This is a genomic window from Acinetobacter sp. NIPH 542 (genome assembly GCF_000369825.1).
GTDB classification, from domain to species: Bacteria; Pseudomonadota; Gammaproteobacteria; order Pseudomonadales; family Moraxellaceae; genus Acinetobacter; species Acinetobacter oleivorans.
Genome location: NZ_KB850204.1, coordinates 220,277 through 239,205, shown reverse-complemented (window position 1 = coordinate 239,205; position 18,929 = coordinate 220,277). Strand labels below are relative to the sequence as shown.

The 18,929-nt window shown below is 34.8% G+C and carries 18 protein-coding genes and 1 tRNA gene; 11 read left to right on the top strand and 8 right to left on the bottom strand.

The features are described from left to right. Positions 1-20 precede the first annotated feature (20 nt). On the bottom strand, positions 21-1,100 hold the full coding sequence (locus F886_RS02140) for a DNA/RNA non-specific endonuclease (RefSeq protein WP_034590669.1): 1,080 nt from the start codon (positions 1,098-1,100) through the stop codon (positions 21-23). Between the two features lie 255 nt (positions 1,101-1,355). Between F886_RS02140 and F886_RS02135 the strand changes: the two genes are divergently transcribed. Further along, positions 1,356-1,796, top strand: coding sequence for a hypothetical protein (locus F886_RS02135; RefSeq protein ID WP_005300829.1), 441 nt, complete (start codon positions 1,356-1,358; stop codon positions 1,794-1,796). 55 nt (positions 1,797-1,851) lie between these two features. Here the strand turns inward: F886_RS02135 and F886_RS02130 are convergent, their stop codons facing one another. Then, positions 1,852-3,729: a potassium transporter Kup gene (locus tag F886_RS02130; RefSeq protein WP_005300825.1), complete on the bottom strand. Its 1,878-nt coding sequence runs from the start codon at positions 3,727-3,729 to the stop codon at positions 1,852-1,854. A gap of 118 nt (positions 3,730-3,847) precedes the next feature. Here F886_RS02130 and F886_RS02125 point away from each other — a divergent pair. From F886_RS02125 to elbB, 3 genes are all read left to right on the top strand, one after another. Further along, positions 3,848-3,937: transfer RNA gene (locus F886_RS02125), tRNA-Ser, on the top strand. A 137-nt stretch (positions 3,938-4,074) separates the two neighbouring features. Then, positions 4,075-4,887 (top strand): helix-turn-helix transcriptional regulator, encoded by an 813-nt coding sequence (locus tag F886_RS02120; RefSeq protein ID WP_005300823.1) that lies wholly within the window; start codon positions 4,075-4,077, stop codon positions 4,885-4,887. Positions 4,888-4,976: 89 nt separating this feature from the next. Next, positions 4,977-5,639, top strand: a complete 663-nt coding sequence (gene elbB / locus F886_RS02115) for an isoprenoid biosynthesis glyoxalase ElbB (RefSeq protein WP_005300820.1) — start codon at positions 4,977-4,979, stop codon at positions 5,637-5,639. 47 nt (positions 5,640-5,686) lie between these two features. On the opposite strand, the gene F886_RS02110 is transcribed toward elbB, so the two are convergent. The 3 genes from F886_RS02110 to F886_RS02095 form a co-directional block, all read right to left on the bottom strand. Continuing rightward, on the bottom strand, positions 5,687-6,028 hold the full coding sequence (locus tag F886_RS02110) for a DHCW motif cupin fold protein (protein ID WP_005300817.1): 342 nt from the start codon (positions 6,026-6,028) through the stop codon (positions 5,687-5,689). Positions 6,029-6,149: 121 nt separating this feature from the next. Then, the gene (locus tag F886_RS02105) at positions 6,150-6,977 is read right to left on the bottom strand and encodes a hypothetical protein (protein ID WP_005300814.1); all 828 of its coding nucleotides are present in this window, start codon (positions 6,975-6,977) and stop codon (positions 6,150-6,152) included. Between the two features lie 681 nt (positions 6,978-7,658). Next, positions 7,659-8,216: an NAD(P)H-dependent oxidoreductase gene (locus tag F886_RS02095; RefSeq protein ID WP_005300809.1), complete on the bottom strand. Its 558-nt coding sequence runs from the start codon at positions 8,214-8,216 to the stop codon at positions 7,659-7,661. A 116-nt stretch (positions 8,217-8,332) separates the two neighbouring features. On the opposite strand from F886_RS02095, the gene F886_RS02090 reads away from it, so the two are divergent. The 3 genes from F886_RS02090 (at position 8,333) to F886_RS02080 (ending at position 9,792) form a co-directional block, all read left to right on the top strand. Continuing rightward, complete coding sequence (locus tag F886_RS02090) at positions 8,333-8,668, top strand: winged helix-turn-helix transcriptional regulator (protein WP_005300806.1); 336 nt, start codon at positions 8,333-8,335, stop codon at positions 8,666-8,668. Between the two features lie 27 nt (positions 8,669-8,695). Beyond that, entirely contained in the window at positions 8,696-8,914 is a 219-nt protein-coding gene (locus F886_RS02085; RefSeq protein ID WP_005300803.1) for a DUF6500 family protein, read from the top strand. 302 nt (positions 8,915-9,216) lie between these two features. Then, on the top strand, positions 9,217-9,792 hold the full coding sequence (locus F886_RS02080; RefSeq protein WP_005300800.1) for a hypothetical protein: 576 nt from the start codon (positions 9,217-9,219) through the stop codon (positions 9,790-9,792). A 40-nt stretch (positions 9,793-9,832) separates the two neighbouring features. On the opposite strand, the gene F886_RS02075 is transcribed toward F886_RS02080, so the two are convergent. Together F886_RS02075 and F886_RS02070 are read right to left on the bottom strand one after the other, a co-directional pair. Further along, a complete protein-coding gene (locus F886_RS02075; protein ID WP_005300797.1) occupies positions 9,833-11,524 on the bottom strand; it encodes a hypothetical protein in 1,692 nt (563 codons plus the stop codon). 50 nt (positions 11,525-11,574) lie between these two features. Next, a complete protein-coding gene (locus tag F886_RS02070; protein ID WP_005300794.1) occupies positions 11,575-12,654 on the bottom strand; it encodes a dsDNA nuclease domain-containing protein in 1,080 nt (359 codons plus the stop codon). 230 nt (positions 12,655-12,884) lie between these two features. Here F886_RS02070 and F886_RS02065 point away from each other — a divergent pair, with 230 nt between their 5' ends. Continuing rightward, positions 12,885-14,615: an anti-phage dCTP deaminase gene (locus tag F886_RS02065; protein ID WP_005300787.1), complete on the top strand. Its 1,731-nt coding sequence runs from the start codon at positions 12,885-12,887 to the stop codon at positions 14,613-14,615. Between the two features lie 126 nt (positions 14,616-14,741). Here the strand turns inward: F886_RS02065 and F886_RS02060 are convergent, their stop codons facing one another. Further along, complete coding sequence (locus F886_RS02060; protein WP_005300784.1) at positions 14,742-15,293, bottom strand: TetR/AcrR family transcriptional regulator; 552 nt, start codon at positions 15,291-15,293, stop codon at positions 14,742-14,744. 696 nt (positions 15,294-15,989) lie between these two features. On the opposite strand from F886_RS02060, the gene F886_RS02055 reads away from it, so the two are divergent. The 3 genes from F886_RS02055 (at position 15,990) to F886_RS02045 (ending at position 18,929) form a co-directional block, all read left to right on the top strand. Beyond that, positions 15,990-16,790 carry a GNAT family N-acetyltransferase gene (locus F886_RS02055; RefSeq protein WP_005300782.1) on the top strand — a complete coding sequence of 267 codons (801 nt, stop codon included), beginning with the start codon at positions 15,990-15,992 and terminating at the stop codon, positions 16,788-16,790. A gap of 123 nt (positions 16,791-16,913) precedes the next feature. After that, positions 16,914-17,816, top strand: a complete 903-nt coding sequence (locus tag F886_RS02050; protein WP_005300781.1) for a helix-turn-helix domain-containing protein — start codon at positions 16,914-16,916, stop codon at positions 17,814-17,816. A gap of 111 nt (positions 17,817-17,927) precedes the next feature. After that, the gene (locus tag F886_RS02045; RefSeq protein WP_005300780.1) at positions 17,928-18,929 is read left to right on the top strand and encodes an aldo/keto reductase; all 1,002 of its coding nucleotides are present in this window, start codon (positions 17,928-17,930) and stop codon (positions 18,927-18,929) included.

Sequence of the window (18,929 nt, the reverse complement as noted above, 5' to 3'; positions counted from 1 at the left end):
ATAACAATCAAAAAAGCTGTTTATTTCATTATTTGCAAGAAATAGTTCACCAATGCTTCAACCAGTTGCTTCACAATCGCCTGACGTGTTTCTTCATCAATCGTTGGAACTTTTGCTTCCATTGGTTCTGATGAACCACTTTTTTGCTTTTTAAACTGGTCTTGTAGCGCTTTAATTTGATCGGCGTTTAAGTCCTGCTCACATTGGCTCTCGCCATCCCAATGTAAATAGTCCAGCTTCTGATTTGGCTTAACTTGGCTCGCCGTTAAAGGTAGACGATAGACATTACGCTTTTGCTGCTCAGTTAACTGTGGGAACAAGTTAACGCCTAAGCGTTCTTCAAGGTAGCAAACACTCACCACTTTCACTTGTAGAGAGTTATTGTTTGGTGCGTAATAAGCTCCAATAGCGCCAGTTTTGGGCATATAAATCGCTTTATAAACTGCGGTAGGAACAATCACACCCTTCCCAATCGTTTTAAGGCGTTTACCCTCAAAAACAGGGCCAGTAACTACATAAACATCTTGTTTTTGCTTAGTTGCGATAGCACGCGTAGCTTCTTCAAGTTTACGCCAAACTTCCTGATTATTTTTAGGTGCTTGCGGCACCATATTACTTAACGAAAAGCTATCGGACTGTGAGCTTTTATTTGGCATATCACCATTCGGTGCCATATGACCACGGTCATAGCCTGAACCACGATAATCACTTAATAGTGCTCGATGCTTTTGATCAATACGGGTTTCTTCATGGAAGTTGTCTTCACGCTTAATTTTGACACTCAAACGTTCTGCATTTAAATGCTCAGCCGACCATAACGGCGTTTTAGAAATGCCTGAATACAAGACATTAAAGCCATTAAAGCACAGCGGATAACTGTCTTTCTTTAAACTATCTTTATTTAAAGCAGGGGGAACTTCTCGATAGAACTGATTAAGACAAGTCGAGTTAGTACTTAAAGGTGAAAACCACTGCGAAATCTTTTCACTACCAAATGCAATCGCAAAACTTCCAGCAGCAATACAAGCAAGAATAATCTTGCCAAAATGCTCACTTAGAGAGAATGACGTTGTACCTTTACTACGTTTTTTACTTGCCATATTTCTATCAATACCACGGTCCACACGCAGCTTAACAATCCTGCTTTTTTAAGTATATCTCTTATCTTTCAAATGGTTAAAACATGGTCATCTTTTTTGTAACTCCAATTCCCCTTACGTAACAATCTGTTGGAATTATGAGATGCTTTGGCTATTGAATTACGCCAATTGCGTATCTTTCGTTGAAAAACACTGATTGCTTATGACATGGTTAGCTCCACAAATTTGGATAAAAATATAATCGGAGTCCACTTAATGATCCATTCAAAGATTATTGGTATTGGCGTAATCACGGGATTATGTAGTATGGCCGCTTTGGCTGAGCCAGCAGTCCAGCCAGGAGATACTTTAGAAAGTTTGTCTAAAGTGAAAGTTACGACAACGGTAAATGGCCAACCTGGTTCTATTAGCGATTTAGTCAATAGCGGACAAGTACAGCAAGTTTCTGCTGCACCGACAAATGCAGCGCCTACTGGTGCTCCTATTCCGGCAGATGTTCCACCTGCACCTCCAGCAGGCGGTGAATTGGCTCCACCAGCTGCACCAACTGATGCAGTACCACCTGCACCGAACCAAGCGCCTCCAGCGCCACAAGATCCGAACACTCCACCGCCTCCGGCAGATCCAACTCAGTCGGCAGACCCGATGGCAAAAGATGGTGGTTTGCCAGCAGATGCACCTATGCAAGCTCAGTAATCAGAGCCATAAAAAAACCAAGACATCTGTCTTGGTTTTTTTTTACATCAAATTTTTAGATTTCGATTTGGCTACCTAACTCAACTACACGGTTAGTTGGAATTTGGTAGAAGTCACTCACTGGACTGGTATTACGCTGCATAGAGATAAATAGTTTTTCTCTCCATGGAGACATACCATCGCCCACCGAATGAACAATACGGTCGCGCGAAATAAAGAAGCTGATGTGCATCAAGTCATATTCAAGACCTAACTGCTCATAAGCTTGCATAAGTGCTTTTGGTACATTCATTTCATCTTTAAACCCGTAGAAGATTTTAATACGGAAGAAATGCTCAGCTAAAGTTTCTGTTGAAATACGTTCTTCTGGTGCAACAAATGGTACGTCTTCAATGACTACCGTTACTAAGATATTGCGCTGATGCAGCACTTTATTGTGCTTGATGTTATGCAGCATGGCATGTGGCACAACGTTCGGCGTACCCGTCATGAAGACAGCATCACCCGGCACCCAGTGCACGCTATTACCAATACTTTTCACAAACAAATCTAGCGATAACGTATCGTGTTCGAGCTTGGCAAAAGTAAGCTCACGACCACGTTTCCATGTCATTAAGATGGTCACTGCAATCGCACCAATCAATAATGGCACCCAACCGCCCGACAAGATTTTCAGTGAAGTTGCTGCGACTAAGACCGACTCTAAAATAAAGAATGGAATAATCAGGAGTAGCACTTTTGGCATGCTCCACTTCCAAGCCGAATAGATGAATACAGCAACCAAAATCGTGTCACACAGCATGGTTAAAGTGACAGCTAGACCATAGGCACTTGCCAAGTTTGAGCTGGTTTTGAAAATCAAAATTAAGATAATAATTGCGATTAAAAGTAACCAGTTTAAGAAAGGGACATAGATCTGACCTTCTTCAGACTCAGAGGTATGTTTAATACTTAAACGTGGTAAATAACCCAATTGAATCGCTTGGCGAGCAAGTGAAAACACCCCAGAAATTACGGCTTGAGAAGCAATCACGGTTGCCATGGTCGCCATAATAATCATTGGGTAAAGTGCCCACTGTGGAACCAACAAATAGAATGGGTTTTGAATCGCTGCTGGGTCTCTTAATAGTAATGCACCCTGTCCTGCGTAGTTTAAAACCAAGCACGGTAACACTACAAAGAACCACGCTAGACGAATTGGAACTGGTCCAAAATGTCCCATATCGGCATAAAGAGCTTCACCACCAGTGACTGTTAAAACGACAGCGCCCATAACAAAAAAGGTCATTACGGGGTGATGATAGATAAACTGAATCGCCCAATGTGGACTAAACATGCCCAACACCACAGGAGTCTGAATGACGCTGTGAAGGCCCAATAATCCTAACGATAAGAACCATACCATCGTGATCGGGCCAAAAAACTTACCGACAAAGGCCGTACCGTGTTTTTGTACCAAAAATAACGCGATGATAATGGTGATCGCAATTGGCATGATGAACGGGTCAAACACATCGGTTGCAATAGACAAGCCTTCGACTGCCGACAGTACTGAAATCGCTGGGGTAATAATGCCGTCACCAAAAAATAGCGATGCGCCAATAAAGCCAATCGCAATCATGTAGATTTTTTTGTTGTCGGCAATTTTGGCTTTACGTAAGTTCAATGCGAGTAAGGCCATGATTCCGCCTTCGCCATTGTTGTCTGCACGCATGACAATAGCGACATACTTGATACTGATGATCAGCATTAAGCACCAAAAAATAATAGATAAAATTCCTAATACGTTTTCAGGCTGAATTCCCAACCCATGCGCTGCATGGAAGGACTCTTTTAAGGCGTAGAGTGGACTTGTTCCAATATCTCCAAAGACCACCCCAAGAGCTGCCAAAGCCGTGGCAGGCAAGGTTGCTTTTTTGGCCGTATTTTGCATTGTGTAATTAAACCAATATGATTTTTATCGCAATCTTATCACCTCTATTATTTTTTTTCTGTAATGCTCATCTTAAATCTTGGCAGGACTCGATTTTTTAGTTACTATCGCACGCCTTGGTGAGGTGTCCGAGTGGCTTAAGGAGCACGCCTGGAAAGTGTGTATACGTTTGCGCGTATCGAGGGTTCGAATCCCTCTCTCACCGCCAGAATTGAAATTTAAAGAGGCTTAAACCTAATCGGTTTAGGCTTTTTTATTAGCCAAATATTAAAAAAACCGCCTCGAAAAGACCGATAATTTTCTGATCTTATTTAAGCCATAGATTAAATCAAACATTTTAACTTAATGAAAAATCTCACTTCTTTATCTAAAAAAGCAATTAACTTACATAACAATTTAAACTTACCTTTTTCAATTTATTCAGCCTATAAAGAACAAAAAATTAGAAATGTTCCGATTACGAAACCATTACTCATCGCTATCTTAAGTGGCGTTAAAGAGTTAGGGAGAACTGAAAACATTGTATGTGAAGCGGGTTCTTTTATATTTTTATCAAATAGCGCCAGCATTGATATGCGCAACATTCCAAATCAAGAAGAATATTTTGCGCTCCTCATCGAATTCGATTTTGATGACTTTAAAGAACTCCCAAATCCGTCAGGAACTTCTAAAAAATTTGTACAAGGCCAACTCAACGCCTTACTAGAAAATGCACTTTCTCAATTTATAGATTTTTCTCTCATTGCGCCGCCTTCTGTTTTTAAATTTAGAAGAAGAGAACTTTTAGAGCTTATTTATCATTCTGGTTACACAGACATCTCTAGCCTGAATATGACTACAAGTTTGAGTGACAAAGTTCAGGCATTAATTTCTGATCACTTATCTACAGAACTCACAGCTGAATTTATCGCATCCCAACTTTTTATGAGTTCATCGACTTTACGAAGAAAGCTAAAAAGTGAAGGAAATAGCATTCAAGATATTCGGAATAGAGTAAGGCTGGGGCATGGATTACACTTAATTCAAACCACCAACACTAGTATTGGCAATATTGCATTTGAATGCGGCTATCAATCACAATCAAGATTTACAGAACAGTTTAAAAATTTATTTGGCATTACTCCGCGCGAGCTACGCAAAACAAAAATGCTTACTTAAGGCGAAATGATGGCAAATCTGCGTATAAAGAATTTTCAGAAGAAAACTTAATATCTTTTGCACATCAAAAAAGGTACTTAAGAAAGCAGATGAAAAAAGTAGCAGTCATTTTATCGGGTTGTGGTTATTTGGATGGTTCTGAAATTAGAGAATCAGTTTTAACACTATTAGCTTTAGATACAGCCAATATTGAATATCAAATTTTTGCACCTGATGAGCCTTTGTTTCATGTCATCGACCATGTGAGTGGCGAAATAAACATGACTGAGCGGAGAAATATTTTACAAGAAGCAGGACGAATTGCCCGAGGCGAAATTTCCTCACTCGATCAACTTAATGAAAATGAATTTGATGGCCTTCTTCTTCCGGGTGGATTCGGAGTCGCAAAAAATTTATCAACTTTTGCCTTTAAAGGAGCAGAAGCAAGAGTGCATTCTACAGTTGCCTCAATTCTAAAAGCGTTTCATCAAAGTAAAAAACCGATCGGAGCAATATGCATATCCCCTGCTCTCTTGGCACTTACATTTGGAGATTTACGCCCAAATATCACATTGGGTTCTGACATTAACACTGCTAAAGAAATTGAAAAAACGGGTTCAATTCACCATGTTTGTCAAACCTCAAGCTGCGTGGTCGATAAACAAAACTTATTTGTTACTACGCCGGCTTATATGGATGACCAAGCTGGTTTAAAAGATGTCTTTTTAGGAATTACAAGTTTAGTTACTGCCATGATAATTTTGGCAAATTAAAGTGTTTGATGGGGGATAGAGATTGCTATCCCTCTATTTTATTGAATCTAATCAACAATAAGTAACTTCGCACCATTTAAGCTAAAAGACTGGTGTGGTTCGGAGTTATCTCCGACTTGATAGCTCATACCTGAAGTTAAAGTGAATGTTCTTCCGTCTTTCAATCTACTTTCTAACTCGCCTTCTAGGCAAAATAATATGTGCCCTTTCTCACACCAATGGTCTGCTAAGTAATTTGCTGAGTACTCCACAAGTCTCACTCTAATTTTATTTACTTCTTCACCAAAAAATTGAGTTTTCCAATAAGCTTTTCCTGTTTCACCGCTATATTCAGTGACTTCAATTTCTTCCCAGTTTGTAATTTGAAATGGAAAAGGCGCGATATTCATAATTTTTCCAAAGATGTATTATTGTATTTTCAACTTATAGACAAATTTGATTTTTGCAAATGATTTATTAGGGAATAATAGATTTCAAAAAAAACAAACTATCCAATTGAAATACATTGATTTACCTCCAAACAACACTACCATTTTCTAAAATTATTTTGGATTTTTTTTCAATTTTATACTTATACAATCCATAACCATATACCTCAACAATATTAAGCGTAATTGTGTATATAGGTTTTAAATATACTTCAGCAATATCAACATCTAAAGCTATATTTATAGCTCCATCAGAAGCTACCCCATCATACATAAAACCCTTAATATCTGGATGTTTCTTCTGCACTAACCTTAATAATGATTGAGTATGTATATAATCTAATTCATTTGCTTCCTTATCATTTAATAAATCAGATAAGAAACTATCTAAATATATATAACTTTGAAACGCAACTTGATCTTTTTTGAATAAATCAGATAATGTTTTTATTATATAACTACCAATTTCACTACTATATTTTGAACTTCCCCTCCTAAATACATTTTTCTTTTCACCAATGATAGCTAATCTAGGGGATATTTGCTTATTAGATTCATAAACCATAACTTGAATTCTATCCCCAGCAACAGCCCTAATCTCATCAAAAGCACATAACATATTGTGTGTTAAATAATATACTGGATCTAAAGGACAATTTAGTCTATTGGCTTTTGTCAAATGTGCTGGTGGTGCACCTAGCTCTTTTATATGATCATAACTATCATTAGATTCTAATTTCCTAGCTCTAAAAATGAGACTATCTTTTTTAATATTTACGAAATTGAGAACACTATAATAATTCAGTAAAAATGTAAGTTTTTCTTCAATGAATATTTTATTTACTTTTTCTTGTCGAATCTCCTCACATAATTTCTTTAAAGAATCTATGTGTAGAAGGTCATGATTCATAATAAAAATTCTCTACTTCAATTCTATAAATAAGCCAAAAATAAAAAATATTCTCAAGAAAATTTTTTAAATATCTGCTTAAATTCATTTCTTAAGAATTTATCTCAGGTCTTATATTTTAAAGGTATGTATAAGTTTATAGACCTTTAACTTGACACTTTAGCTCAATAATTATATGAACCATCGGTATCAGTATATATAATCATCTTCCATTGAATACTACTCAGAAGAGAATCATGCTGATGATGATTTTGTGGTGGAAATCTATCTCCTTTATTTGAAGTAATCTCTTTCTTACAGCCTGTACATTTATATATACCAGAGTGGGGAACTATATCACTGGGTTTATAAACTTTGTCCCACCCATCCCAATTTGGGACATATTTTAAAATGCTAGAATCCTTATAGAGTGCCATATTTCTTACTCTTATATTTAATATTTCGTTCAAAATACACCCAAATATTATGTTAATCAAGATAGTACTAAACATAAAAAATATATTTTTTTAATTTAGTTGGTTGAGAAGGCCATATTTACTATAATTTAAATCGTCTACAATATGATTTCATATTTTTAAGCCTATTGAAGAATAATTAATTATTCTAGTTTTCATTTTAGCATTATAGGGACTTTGTATTGAAAGACCCAAACCTTACATTCAGGCCTTTTTAACTTAAAACTTACTTAGACAACGCTAATAACTTCTGAACATACTCGATCGCATTATCTTCTATATCTTGTTGAGTCGGAACATCGTCATCTTCTGAAGGGTTTGTGTCTAAACCATAAAATGCATGAAGTGGTTGGTAGTCCGCCCCAACATATAAAGCCGTTAGCTTAAATGGAGTAAAAATCTGCTCTAAAGAAAGCTTGTATTCACCAGACTCTGAATAAACTTTTTCTTTCACACCAGCGGACAAAGCCAACATAAACTTTTTATTTTTAAGCTTGTCACCTGTTGAGCCGTAAGCCCAACCATAAGTCACAACTTCATCAATCCATTGTTTCAAAAGCGGTGGACAGTTAAACCAATACACTGGAAATTGAAATACTAAATTTTCGTGTTCTTCTACAAGCGCTTGCTCTTTGGCAACATCAATCACCCCGTCTGGGTAGGCCTGATAAATTTGGTGAACTGTAAATTGATCTGGATGTTTTTCTAGTTCCTCTACCCATCTTTTATTCACAACAGATTGGTCTATGTGAGGATGGGTAACAATGACTAATGTCTTTTTCATTATGAAAACACTCTTATCAGAAAGTTGATAAATCGATTATAGAAGTGTGCTTTCCTAAATATAAGTACGGTAATTTATGTTATATACTATACTAAAAGATAGTGTAGATTTTAAAAATGACTGAGTGCATTCCTTCATATACACCATTAGAAGATACGGGTTTTGGCTATACCCTTTCTTTGATTAATGGCAAATATAAAATGATTATTATGTATTGGCTGTATGAAAAAAATGTCATGCGTTTTAATGAGATGCAACGCTGCATTGGCAATATTTCGTTTAGAACACTTAGCAATACGCTTAAAGAATTGGAAAGAGATGGACTGATTACCCGCAAGGAATATCCTCAAATTCCGCCAAAGGTTGAGTATCGCCTTTCAGAAAAAGGGCAATCTTTAATTCCTTTATTAGATATGATGTGCCAATGGGGCGAGCAGAATAAGCCGTCTTAGTTTTATAGACTTAAAGTGATACTAATTATGAGAAATGAATTAAGAGAAATATTTATTAAGGGATGCGACGATAAAATTGAAAAGAAGGGAGACAATGTTGGTCTGTCTTTTTACGCTTTTTTTAAAAATAAGAATGATAACCCTGAGCTACTTATGGAAGCAGCGCATTGGTGGATTATGGAGCATAAGCTAGATCATTTTGAAAAGGCAGTTAAGATTAAAGAATTGGTTTTGAGTAAAATTTAAACTCCTTTTATAAACCTATTAGTAAATCATTTAGATTTTACTAGTAGGTTATTCTTTTCATAAATTTCAAAACGCTACCCCTTATTTCACAAAATATCAACCTAGTGATTTTTGATATTTAATAAATTTTTAAATTACAGAATTCCTATTAATGTTAAAATAAATGAAATATTTGTATAAAATATTTAAACTGCTATTGGGTTACTTTCAATAAAACAATATATACAAAAATATAATATAAACTGCCGATAACTATATTTAAATAGTCGCTCATTTCTTTAGTAACATAACTTATATATCACATGATTAAATTTTTTAAAAGTAGGCCGTTCTTTTGTCTCTTCATTTTATTAATTTCTGGTATTGATGTAACTCTATATTATATTTTCGGTTATCCCACTAAAATAACTGCTTTTGTTGTAGTTTTCCTTAGTGTTACTATAGCTTACATTGCTGCCTTAATTAGCTTTATATATACAGAAAAAGATAGAGAAAAATCAGATAAATTAGAAAATTTTTTAGAAATTCCTAGGGGAACACTAAAATACAACCATATTATGACATTTTTTAGTGATCAAGTATTCGGAACTTTTCTAATTACATTAATGTTAGTTTATGGAAGAAAATTATTTGAAATTACTGGAAATATTATTCTATCGGCAGTGTTTAGCGGTATATTATTTGTCATTACAATGACAATAATCACTTTATCCCTAGGAAAAATATCTTTACAAATATTTCATAGTAAAATATCGGACATTAAACAATGGATACTAGTGATTATATTCGTAGCAATCACATGTTGGTTTTTTACAGCTGGTATAGAACTAGCTCCAAAAATTTCACCAAGTTTACAGCAGAATTTTTTAAGTAAATAAACTAAAGGCCCATATGATGGGCCTTTTATTATTTTTCTTTTTACTGTTTAATATCTAAATCTATAAAAATTATTTTATTTTCATGTTTATTAATTAATAAGCTAGAAATATCAAACTCATCTTCTGATAATAATTTTTTCCCAATAAAAATTTCCTCAAATTTATCCCGAATTTCACTAATGGGTTGGGATTTTACTGCTGCCACAATAAATTGAACATTTTCTGGAATTTTATCAAAGGCTTTCAAAACGAGGCCATAATTATAATCATTAATGTCTTGCTGACGAGGAGAATCTATAACAAAAGGTGGTATAGAAGACTCGGCATAAGTACACATCGCATGTAATAATGTTAAACGAACAGCTAACATATGCTTAATACCATTAGCTCCCCCACTGGTGTGGTTAAGAATTTCTGTAAAATTTTTCTTTTTCCCGCGTGTTATTTCAAGTTCTCTACATAATCTTTCAAAATAATCTACAAATTCATCTTCTAGATCTTGTTGATTTTCTTTTTCAATTAATGACCTTTCATTCTTAGACTCTGTAATTAGATTCTTTTTCTCCTCAATAAGTATTTGATTATGATTGATCCTACGTTGAATAGCAGGAATCATTTTTTTTTGCACGACTGAATAGTCTAAGTATTCTTGTACATCATTTTGATCCATAAGCTCATTTATATTTTCTTCTTCAAATTGGATAAGTTTGGATAATTTATGAAGCTCTTGTCTAGTTTTATTCTTTTCTTCAATTAGTCGCTCAATTCTTTTCAATAAAAGATCTGAGTCTTTTAAAATTGAGAACTTATTAACAATATCATTCTCATGAATAACTCCACAAGTTGGGCAAGTAACTTCAAAAGGATCAACATTACGAACACTATATTCGTAATCTTGTTCTAACTCTCCTATTGCAATATTAATTAACTCTATTTCATTTGTTAGAGATGATAAATTTGAAGCTTTGTCTAAATATTCATTTCTTAATGTGAGCAGTTTTTTTTCATAATTTTCTAGAGTAAGTGACTTTCTGAATACATTATTTAAATATTTTTCAGTTTCAAAACCTTTTAAATAAGTAAAATTACAATTTTCTCTCTCAAGTGTTTTCTCTATTTCTTTTTTTTCTTGTGTAATAATATTTTCACTATACTTTTTTTCATAGTATTTTTTATCAAGTACACCACATATATATTTAATTAATTCAGTTCTATTGTTTTTATCAAAAGCATTCATATTCTGGAAACACAACCAGAAATTAGCCCAGCCAGTCATTTGCTCAATATAAGTAGTCGCAAAATAGTAACTTGGTGGTACTCGAGAAAGTTTTTTCGCCTTTGCATATTTTAATAAAACATTAAAGTTTAGAATTTCATTCAACTTTTCAATAAAATCGCTATCAACCTTTTTTGACTTAATTGGATACTTATAAGACTTATCCTCATCTTCAGAAACAATAGAAATGAATTCATTATTTCTATAAATTTCATAATTTTTATCTGCCACTGAGAATGAAATAAGAGTTTCTAGGTCATCACACCAAGTTTCTTCGAATTTCACTTCACAGCCTAACCCCCAAAAAAGACTATTGATAAGAGTCGTTTTTCCTTTTGTATTATCTTTAGAATCAATTAGAGTTCTGAGATAAAGTTTTTGTACTTTCCCTCCGCGCTCTTTGAGAGATCTCATGACGATTCTCTGAAATTGGAAATAACTCTTTGTATTTTGCATGACGTAAATTCCTGATTAAAAGTTTAAAGTTTTTTTGAGAATTTTTATTTTTAAAACTGGTCATAAAGCACCTTAAAAACTTCATATATAGCTACCGCTTGTAGCTTATTATATTCTTTTAATAAAACATGTTCATTTATTTTTTTATCAAGTAAATCTATAGATTCCCAATATGTTTTTTCATCATCAATATCTAAAGGTAAACTTATTTCACTTAGGAATTGATCTAATTCATTTTGTACTACAGCGGAACTAATACATGTTTTAAATAAAAAATATTCACGCACTTTCTTTAATATTCTGGAAATTTTAATTGATTTTTCGCCCTTTTCTGTGAGTTGTGACTCAATCAATTCTTTAAGCTCAATTTCTACATTTTGGTCTGTATTTTTTACAATATGCTCAGAAATGGTTTGACTAGCAAGACCTCTATATTTAACACAATCTTCCCAAAATTCGTAACGTTTTTTATGCTGAGATTTTGGCCGAAGGTCATCTGCAAGAACTCGGTATATATTAGGAGGACGCATACCAACATCCCCATAGGTATTTTCAATAAAATCTTGTATTTTATGTTTTATTTGACGATCTGATTGTTCTAAATTTAATGCTGTTTTACGGAAGATAATCATATCTTCATATTTAGAATCTATTGTAAAATTTAACTCATTTGAGATAGCATTTTTTAGAATTTTTTTATCATTTTCATGCAGTTCACTAAATTTATAATCTTTATCAACATCTTGTATTTTATGACTAAAATTAATATCTTCCAAGCAAAGTAAACACAACTTATCCACTTGTTTTTCAAATAATTTATCTTTAATTCCTAAAATCATTTTTCCTAAAGTAGAATTAGGGCCTTTTAATGCTGTAAGGCTTGCTGGAGTATAAGATTTATACGTCGTTTTAATTTGAAAAAGTTCAAATCTAGTAGATGGATTAAATGCACAACTATTAGCAAATAAAACATCCTCATGAAATTCGATAAAAGCTACAAATTCTTGCTTTTGACTTAACTTATCTAAAGCATGATAAATTGCCCAATCAATTTGATATTCGAATCTTAATAAGGTATCTAAGCCTTTATTCTCGCGCTCTTCATCATCTAATATATTTAAATTTTTCATGTCATAGAAATTTATATAAATATTGAGATCTATTATAGCTTAAAAAAATTATTTTTTTAAAACATAGTTCACTCTTGGCTATCGTACTTTCGACTAATAGGGTTTACTTCAAATCGTATCTTAAAATATAATTTTCTAATGACTCTATAGACTTAATTTATTTTTCTATTATTTGTTTATTAAAGTCCTTAATTTCATGTTCTAATTATTCAAAAAAAGAGCCTATTGTTATGCAAGAGAATACCTTAATTTCTGATTTATTAAGTGAGAGAAATAACTTTATAATCATTGGGCTCACAGGACGTACAGGTTCAGGATGTTCGACAGCATCTAAACTTTTGACAGAGGAACAACTAACATTTCCTTTAGAGAACCAAGTTAATATTGATAATGAATCTTTTTTTCAGGGCTTAGATAAAGAAAGATATAAACTAGTAAAAGACTACATTGAAAATAATCATTATCCATTTACTTTAATCAAAGTAAGTGAGCTAATTACAACTAAACTTTTGGAAATGGAAGTGGATAGCTTTAGAGAACTATTAGATGAAAAAATTGATAACCATTACCAATCTAAAATAGAAGAAAGTGGAATAATCACATTATTTATTAATCTCAAAAAAGAATTTTCCTCTAAATTCGATAAAATCCAAAAATATGTATGTGGCGAGCAAAATGATGATTTAATATCATTGAATTTAGAAGAATGGTTGAGTTTTATACAGAAAGCTACTACTGATATTAAACAAATTCTTAAGGATAAATTTGGTAACTGCTATGTGAATATTTACCAACATATTGGCGACTCATTAAGAAAAACTCAAAAAATATATAGTAATTTTGAGGGGAAAAATTTTGATCCACAAGGCTTACATATTCTGCCCCAAATGATCAATAAAGTAATAAAAATTCATAGAGCTAAAAATGAAAAAAATCAGAGTAAATGTTATATCGTAATTGATGCTATACGTAATCCTTATGAAGCTAAATTTTTTAAAGATAGATATTCAGCTTTTTATCTAATTTCTATAAATGCACCTACTACCGATCGAAGAAAATATTTACAGGATAAATATAAGTTTAGTGTTCAACAAATAGAGGATGTCGATAAAAAAGAAACTGGCTATGACGTTAAAGGCCTAGAAGAGTTAATTATTCCAAATGTCAAAAAATGTATAGAAATATCTGATATTCATATCTTTAATCCAAGGAATGAGCCTAATAATCATAATATTCTAAAAGCTCAATTAGCTTGGTATTTAAGTTTAATCAAGCATCCTGGCCTTATTACACCTACTTCGTTAGAAAGAGTCATGCAAATTGCATATACAGCTAAATTAAATTCTGGCTGTATCTCACGTCAAGTAGGTGCAGTTGTTACTGATGCTAATTACTCAATTAAAGCTGTTGGTTGGAATGATGTTGCAAAAGGACAAGTTCCTTGTAATTTAAGATCGTTAAAAGGTGTTACGAATTTTACAAGTGACACTACCTATAGTGAATATGAAAGACATAGTGAGAAATTCCAAAAAGTAGCTAATGAGAGACTAATTAAATTAAAAGATATTAATCCTGGTAAGAATCTTGCGTATTGTTTTAAATCTTTACAAAATGAAATAGATGGTGAAAAAAATCAAGTTCATACCAGATCATTACACGCAGAAGAAAATGCATTTCTACAATTAGCTAAATATGGTGGTAGCGGTATTGAAGGTGGGAAACTCTTTACTACTGCTAGCCCTTGTGAGTTGTGTGCAAAAAAAGCTTATCAATTAGGTATAAAAGAAGTTGTTTTTATAGATCCATACCCAGGCATTGCGATTCAACACATACTACATGTAGGAACTAACCCTCCTAATTTAGTACAATTTAGAGGAGCTATAGGTAAAGCTTATCAACAATTATATGAACCTCTAATGCCTTATAAGGATGAATTAGAGTTTCTAATAACAGAACTATAATTCATTATTTATAAGCAAATAGAAGTGTATGTATAAATTACACTTCTATTTTTTAATTAAAATTATTCAATAATTCTTGTCATCAAATTTTTAAGTTTAAAAAGGCCTAAATCTAGGCCTTCCCCCTCAAACCCGCTCTAAAAAATACTCAAGCAAAGCATCTCTTTCCCTTTCTTCATCTGAACTTAACAGCCCCAGAATTGTGCCATCAATCATAAATACAAAAATTTCCGCTTCTGCATAGGAAACTGTTTTTTTGGTTTCCATGAGCAAGCAGAAAATTTCATTTTTAAGCCACCGTCTATATCTGAGTGCAGTTTGGTACGCATTTGGATAAAGCTTTTTAATTTCAAAAATCGCCTTAAACAACAGGTAATACGCGCTTTTTAAGTCAGCATGTAAAAGGTAAATTTGCCTGAGTTGATCAGACAAATCTGCATTTTGGTAAAACTCACTCACTACACTCACTTTTTCTTGTAACTGCTCTTTTTGCACGACCAGACATCGTTCAATAAATCTTTCTTTGGAGTGAAAGTAGTTGTAAAAGGTGCCTTTATTTATTTGAGATTCGGCAATAATTTGGTCTACCCCGACCTTATTAAAGCCATATTGTTTAAATAAATCTGTTGCTGTATCAATCACGTGTAGTGCTTTACGTGAGGCGTCTAAATTTTTCATGTATACCGCTTAAAATAATTTTTTGTTGTAAATAAAAGAGATAGAAATGCCGTCACTCTTAAATTGAGCGCTAAATACAGGCATGCAGAAGCCGCACAAAAATGGTGTGCTCGCCTATCTCGGGTTTTATTGTTGCTATGATTTTATAGTCGTAATGACCTATGGCTTAAAACCTAGAGTCGGTTAAACCGTTTTAAAGACCAGTTGGGTATAGAGGTAAAAATTTTGGCAAAGGTTGCCAATGAGAGAGATGAAATAGTACGCATGAGCGAACTCCTTGGGTAATTAAGAAGCTTCGCCACATCACTGCTAAATGATTATGGTGGCGAAACGAAAAGGGGTTAGCAGACTGATTTACCCAAAAATCAGCACATCCGAAGATGTCCCCCTCCCGTTCCGCCGCAGAGGGGGACACGTAGGGATGCCCACAAAAAAGAGAGACTTTTTCGTGTGCGTTGGGTAAATACGGCCTGCTAAAACCGACTGGTAATGTGACCAGCAGGCAAAGGATAATCCGCGAGTTTTTGAGTGTCAATGTAAGGTTGAATAGAAATTGGTTAAATAATTTTTGTTTTCATTCAATTAGATATTTAAGCTAAACAGTCATTCAACTTAAATTTAAAAATATCATGATAATAGTAAAAATATAGGATAGTGAATTATGATTGAGTTCATCATTTGAATAGGTAATTAATAATGATAATAAAGGGACCTCCCACCTGTTCAGAAGAATATCAACTTATCTTTCAATGGGTTGATGAACAGTTTTATTATTCTATTGGGGCTATGGCCTTTCTTGATCAAACACAAACTCTCGATGCCAAATGGCAACTCTTGCGGTTGTATGCCCCACATAACGCCGAACAACTTTTAGGTGTCGCGGTCATCCTTGCTGGCGGCACCTGCTTCTGGGTTCCATCAGAGGCATCATCTGGGGCATTACTCTGCACTTCAATTTTAGAGCTTCAACCGCATCGGATTGTAACGACCGCAATCGGGCGAGACTTACTACATGCCGAGATCAAACAAAAAGGGCATATTTTAAGAGAATATGATCAATGGATCATGGTTTGCTCACGCCAATTTTCTCAAGCTCAAGGCCGCTTGGCTGAACTCTCGGATATTGCTCGTCTTATTGAATATCAACATCAATATAATCATGAGCGCTCAGTGAATGAAGCACCTGATTGGGAATCTCTGATTCAACAAGAAAAAATTATTGTGCTTGAAGCAGACGAACAAATCATTTCGATTGTGCGTTTAGGCATAGAAACCGATCGACTCGTTTCTATTGGCGGCACATACACCTTCCCTGCTTATCGCCGAAAAGGTTTTGCCGAGCGCGTCTTACAATTCGCGGTCAATCGAATCGTTGCAACTGGACGGATTGCTCACTTAATTGTCGACATCGATAACACTCCAGCGGTTACCCTTTATCGGCAAATGGGCTTCGAATATGTAGAGTCTTCTTACATTGCTTACCCAGAGTATTTATAAAAAATCATTCATTTTCAAAACTGCTTAAATGAACCGATTGATCGCGCCATAAATAAAAGCTAAAGTAAATAAAGTTTGAATTTTATAACTTTAAATAAATTGATAACGCATGCAGGCAAAGACATGGAAACCATACATGATTTTTATCGCCGCTTTTCTTTAACCAGAGATAGTGATTACTCGGTTCCATCGACTTCGTTTGGACATTTTAACGTGTTCCAGCGCGATGCTTGCTCGTTTCTGACTCCTTATAGCCGCCGCGATTATTATAAAATTTCACTGGTTTTAGGCACAGGCGACCTTCACTATGCTAACCGCTGGATTCGGGTAGACCGCCCTGCTTTACTGTTTTCAAACCCGATGGTTCCCTACGCTTGGGAAATTAATTCGCCCGAACAAGCTGGCTGGTTTTGTCTATTTACCGAAGAGTTTGTAAACCAAGAATCGAGACAAAGCTTTTTAAAAGACTCACCGCTGTTTAAAGTCGACGGCGATCCACTATATTTTTTAAACGACCAACAAGTTGAAGAAATTTCATTTATTTTCAAAAAGATGATGACTGAAATAAATTCAGACTATATGCATAAATACAACGTTTTAAGAAACTATTTGCACCTGATTGTGCATGAAGCCATGAAAATGCAACCGACCCAACAGTTTGAAAAACATAGTAATGCTGCGGTTCGGATTTGCCATTTGTTCTTTGAATTATTAGAGCGTCAGTTCCCCATCGACTCGCCACATTTTCAACTTAAACTCAAAACGGCAAATGATTATGCTTATGGTTTGTCCGTGCATGTAAACCATTTAAACCGCGCTGTAAAAGAGGCCACAGGCAAAACCACCTCTGAACATATTAGCTCGCGCATTACGCAAGAAGCCAAAGCACTACTACAACACACCAGTTGGAATATTTCCGAAATTGCTTATAGCTTAGGCTTTGAATATTCAGCGTATTTCACCAACTTCTTTAAGAAAAATACGGGTTTTTCGCCTAAAAAGTTCCGTGAAGACTGTATGGTCTAAAAACAGATTGTTTGAATTTTATAATTATTGGTTTGAATGTTATACGTCAGTTTGAGCCAAAGCATTTTATAGTTTTTCTACTCAAGTGATTTTGCAAAAAGAGTGTGAAAAATGAAATATAGAACTTTAGGACAAACAGGCGAAAAAGTATCAGCACTTGGTTTAGGTTGCATGGGAATGAGCTTTGCCTATGGTGCCTCAGATGACACACAAAGCATTGCCACTCTAGAAAAAGCATTAGACCTCGGCATTAACTTTTGGGACACCGCCGACATGTACGGCAACGGTGCAAACGAAGTTTTGCTCTCAAAAGTTTTAGAAAAACATCGCGACAAAGTGTTCTTGGCGACCAAATTTGGCTTTCGTTATAAAGAAGACAACCTTAACCCACAAAACTCTTTAGAGTCTTATATCGACGGTTCTCCAGAGTGGATTAAAGTTGCGGTCGAAAACAGTTTAAAACGCTTAAATACAGACGTGATTGATTTGTATTATGCACACCGCATTGACCCGAATATTCCAGTTGAAGACACCATTGGCGCAATGGCTGACTTGGTCAAACAAGGTAAAGTGCGTTATTTAGGACTCAGTGAAGCTTCGGCTGAAACCATTCGTAAAGCACATGCGATTCACCCGATTGCAGCGGTTCAACATGAATATTCGCTCCTCACCCGTGAGTTTGAGCAAACCCATTTGCAAACCATTCGTGAGTTAGGCATTAGCCTTGTGCCGTATTCACCGCTGTCGCGTGGTTTAATTACTAACACGCTCGATGTCGGCAACCTAGAAGAAAACGATTTCCGTCGCCAGTTACCACGTTATCAGGGCGATAACTGGAAAAATAACCAAAGCTTGGCGCAAGCATTTAGTGAATTTGCCCAAAGCAAAAACGCGACAGCGGCTCAACTGGCTTTGGCTTGGATTTTGGCGCAAGGTGAAGACATTATTCCAATTCCGGGTACGCGTAAAATCGAGCGACTTGTGGAAAATGCTGGCGCTGTAGACCTTGATTTAACAGCGGCAGATTTGGCAGAAATCGACGCAATTATTGCGAGATATCCAAACATGGGCGCGCGCTATAACGCTCAGCAACTTGCTGCGGTGAATCACTAA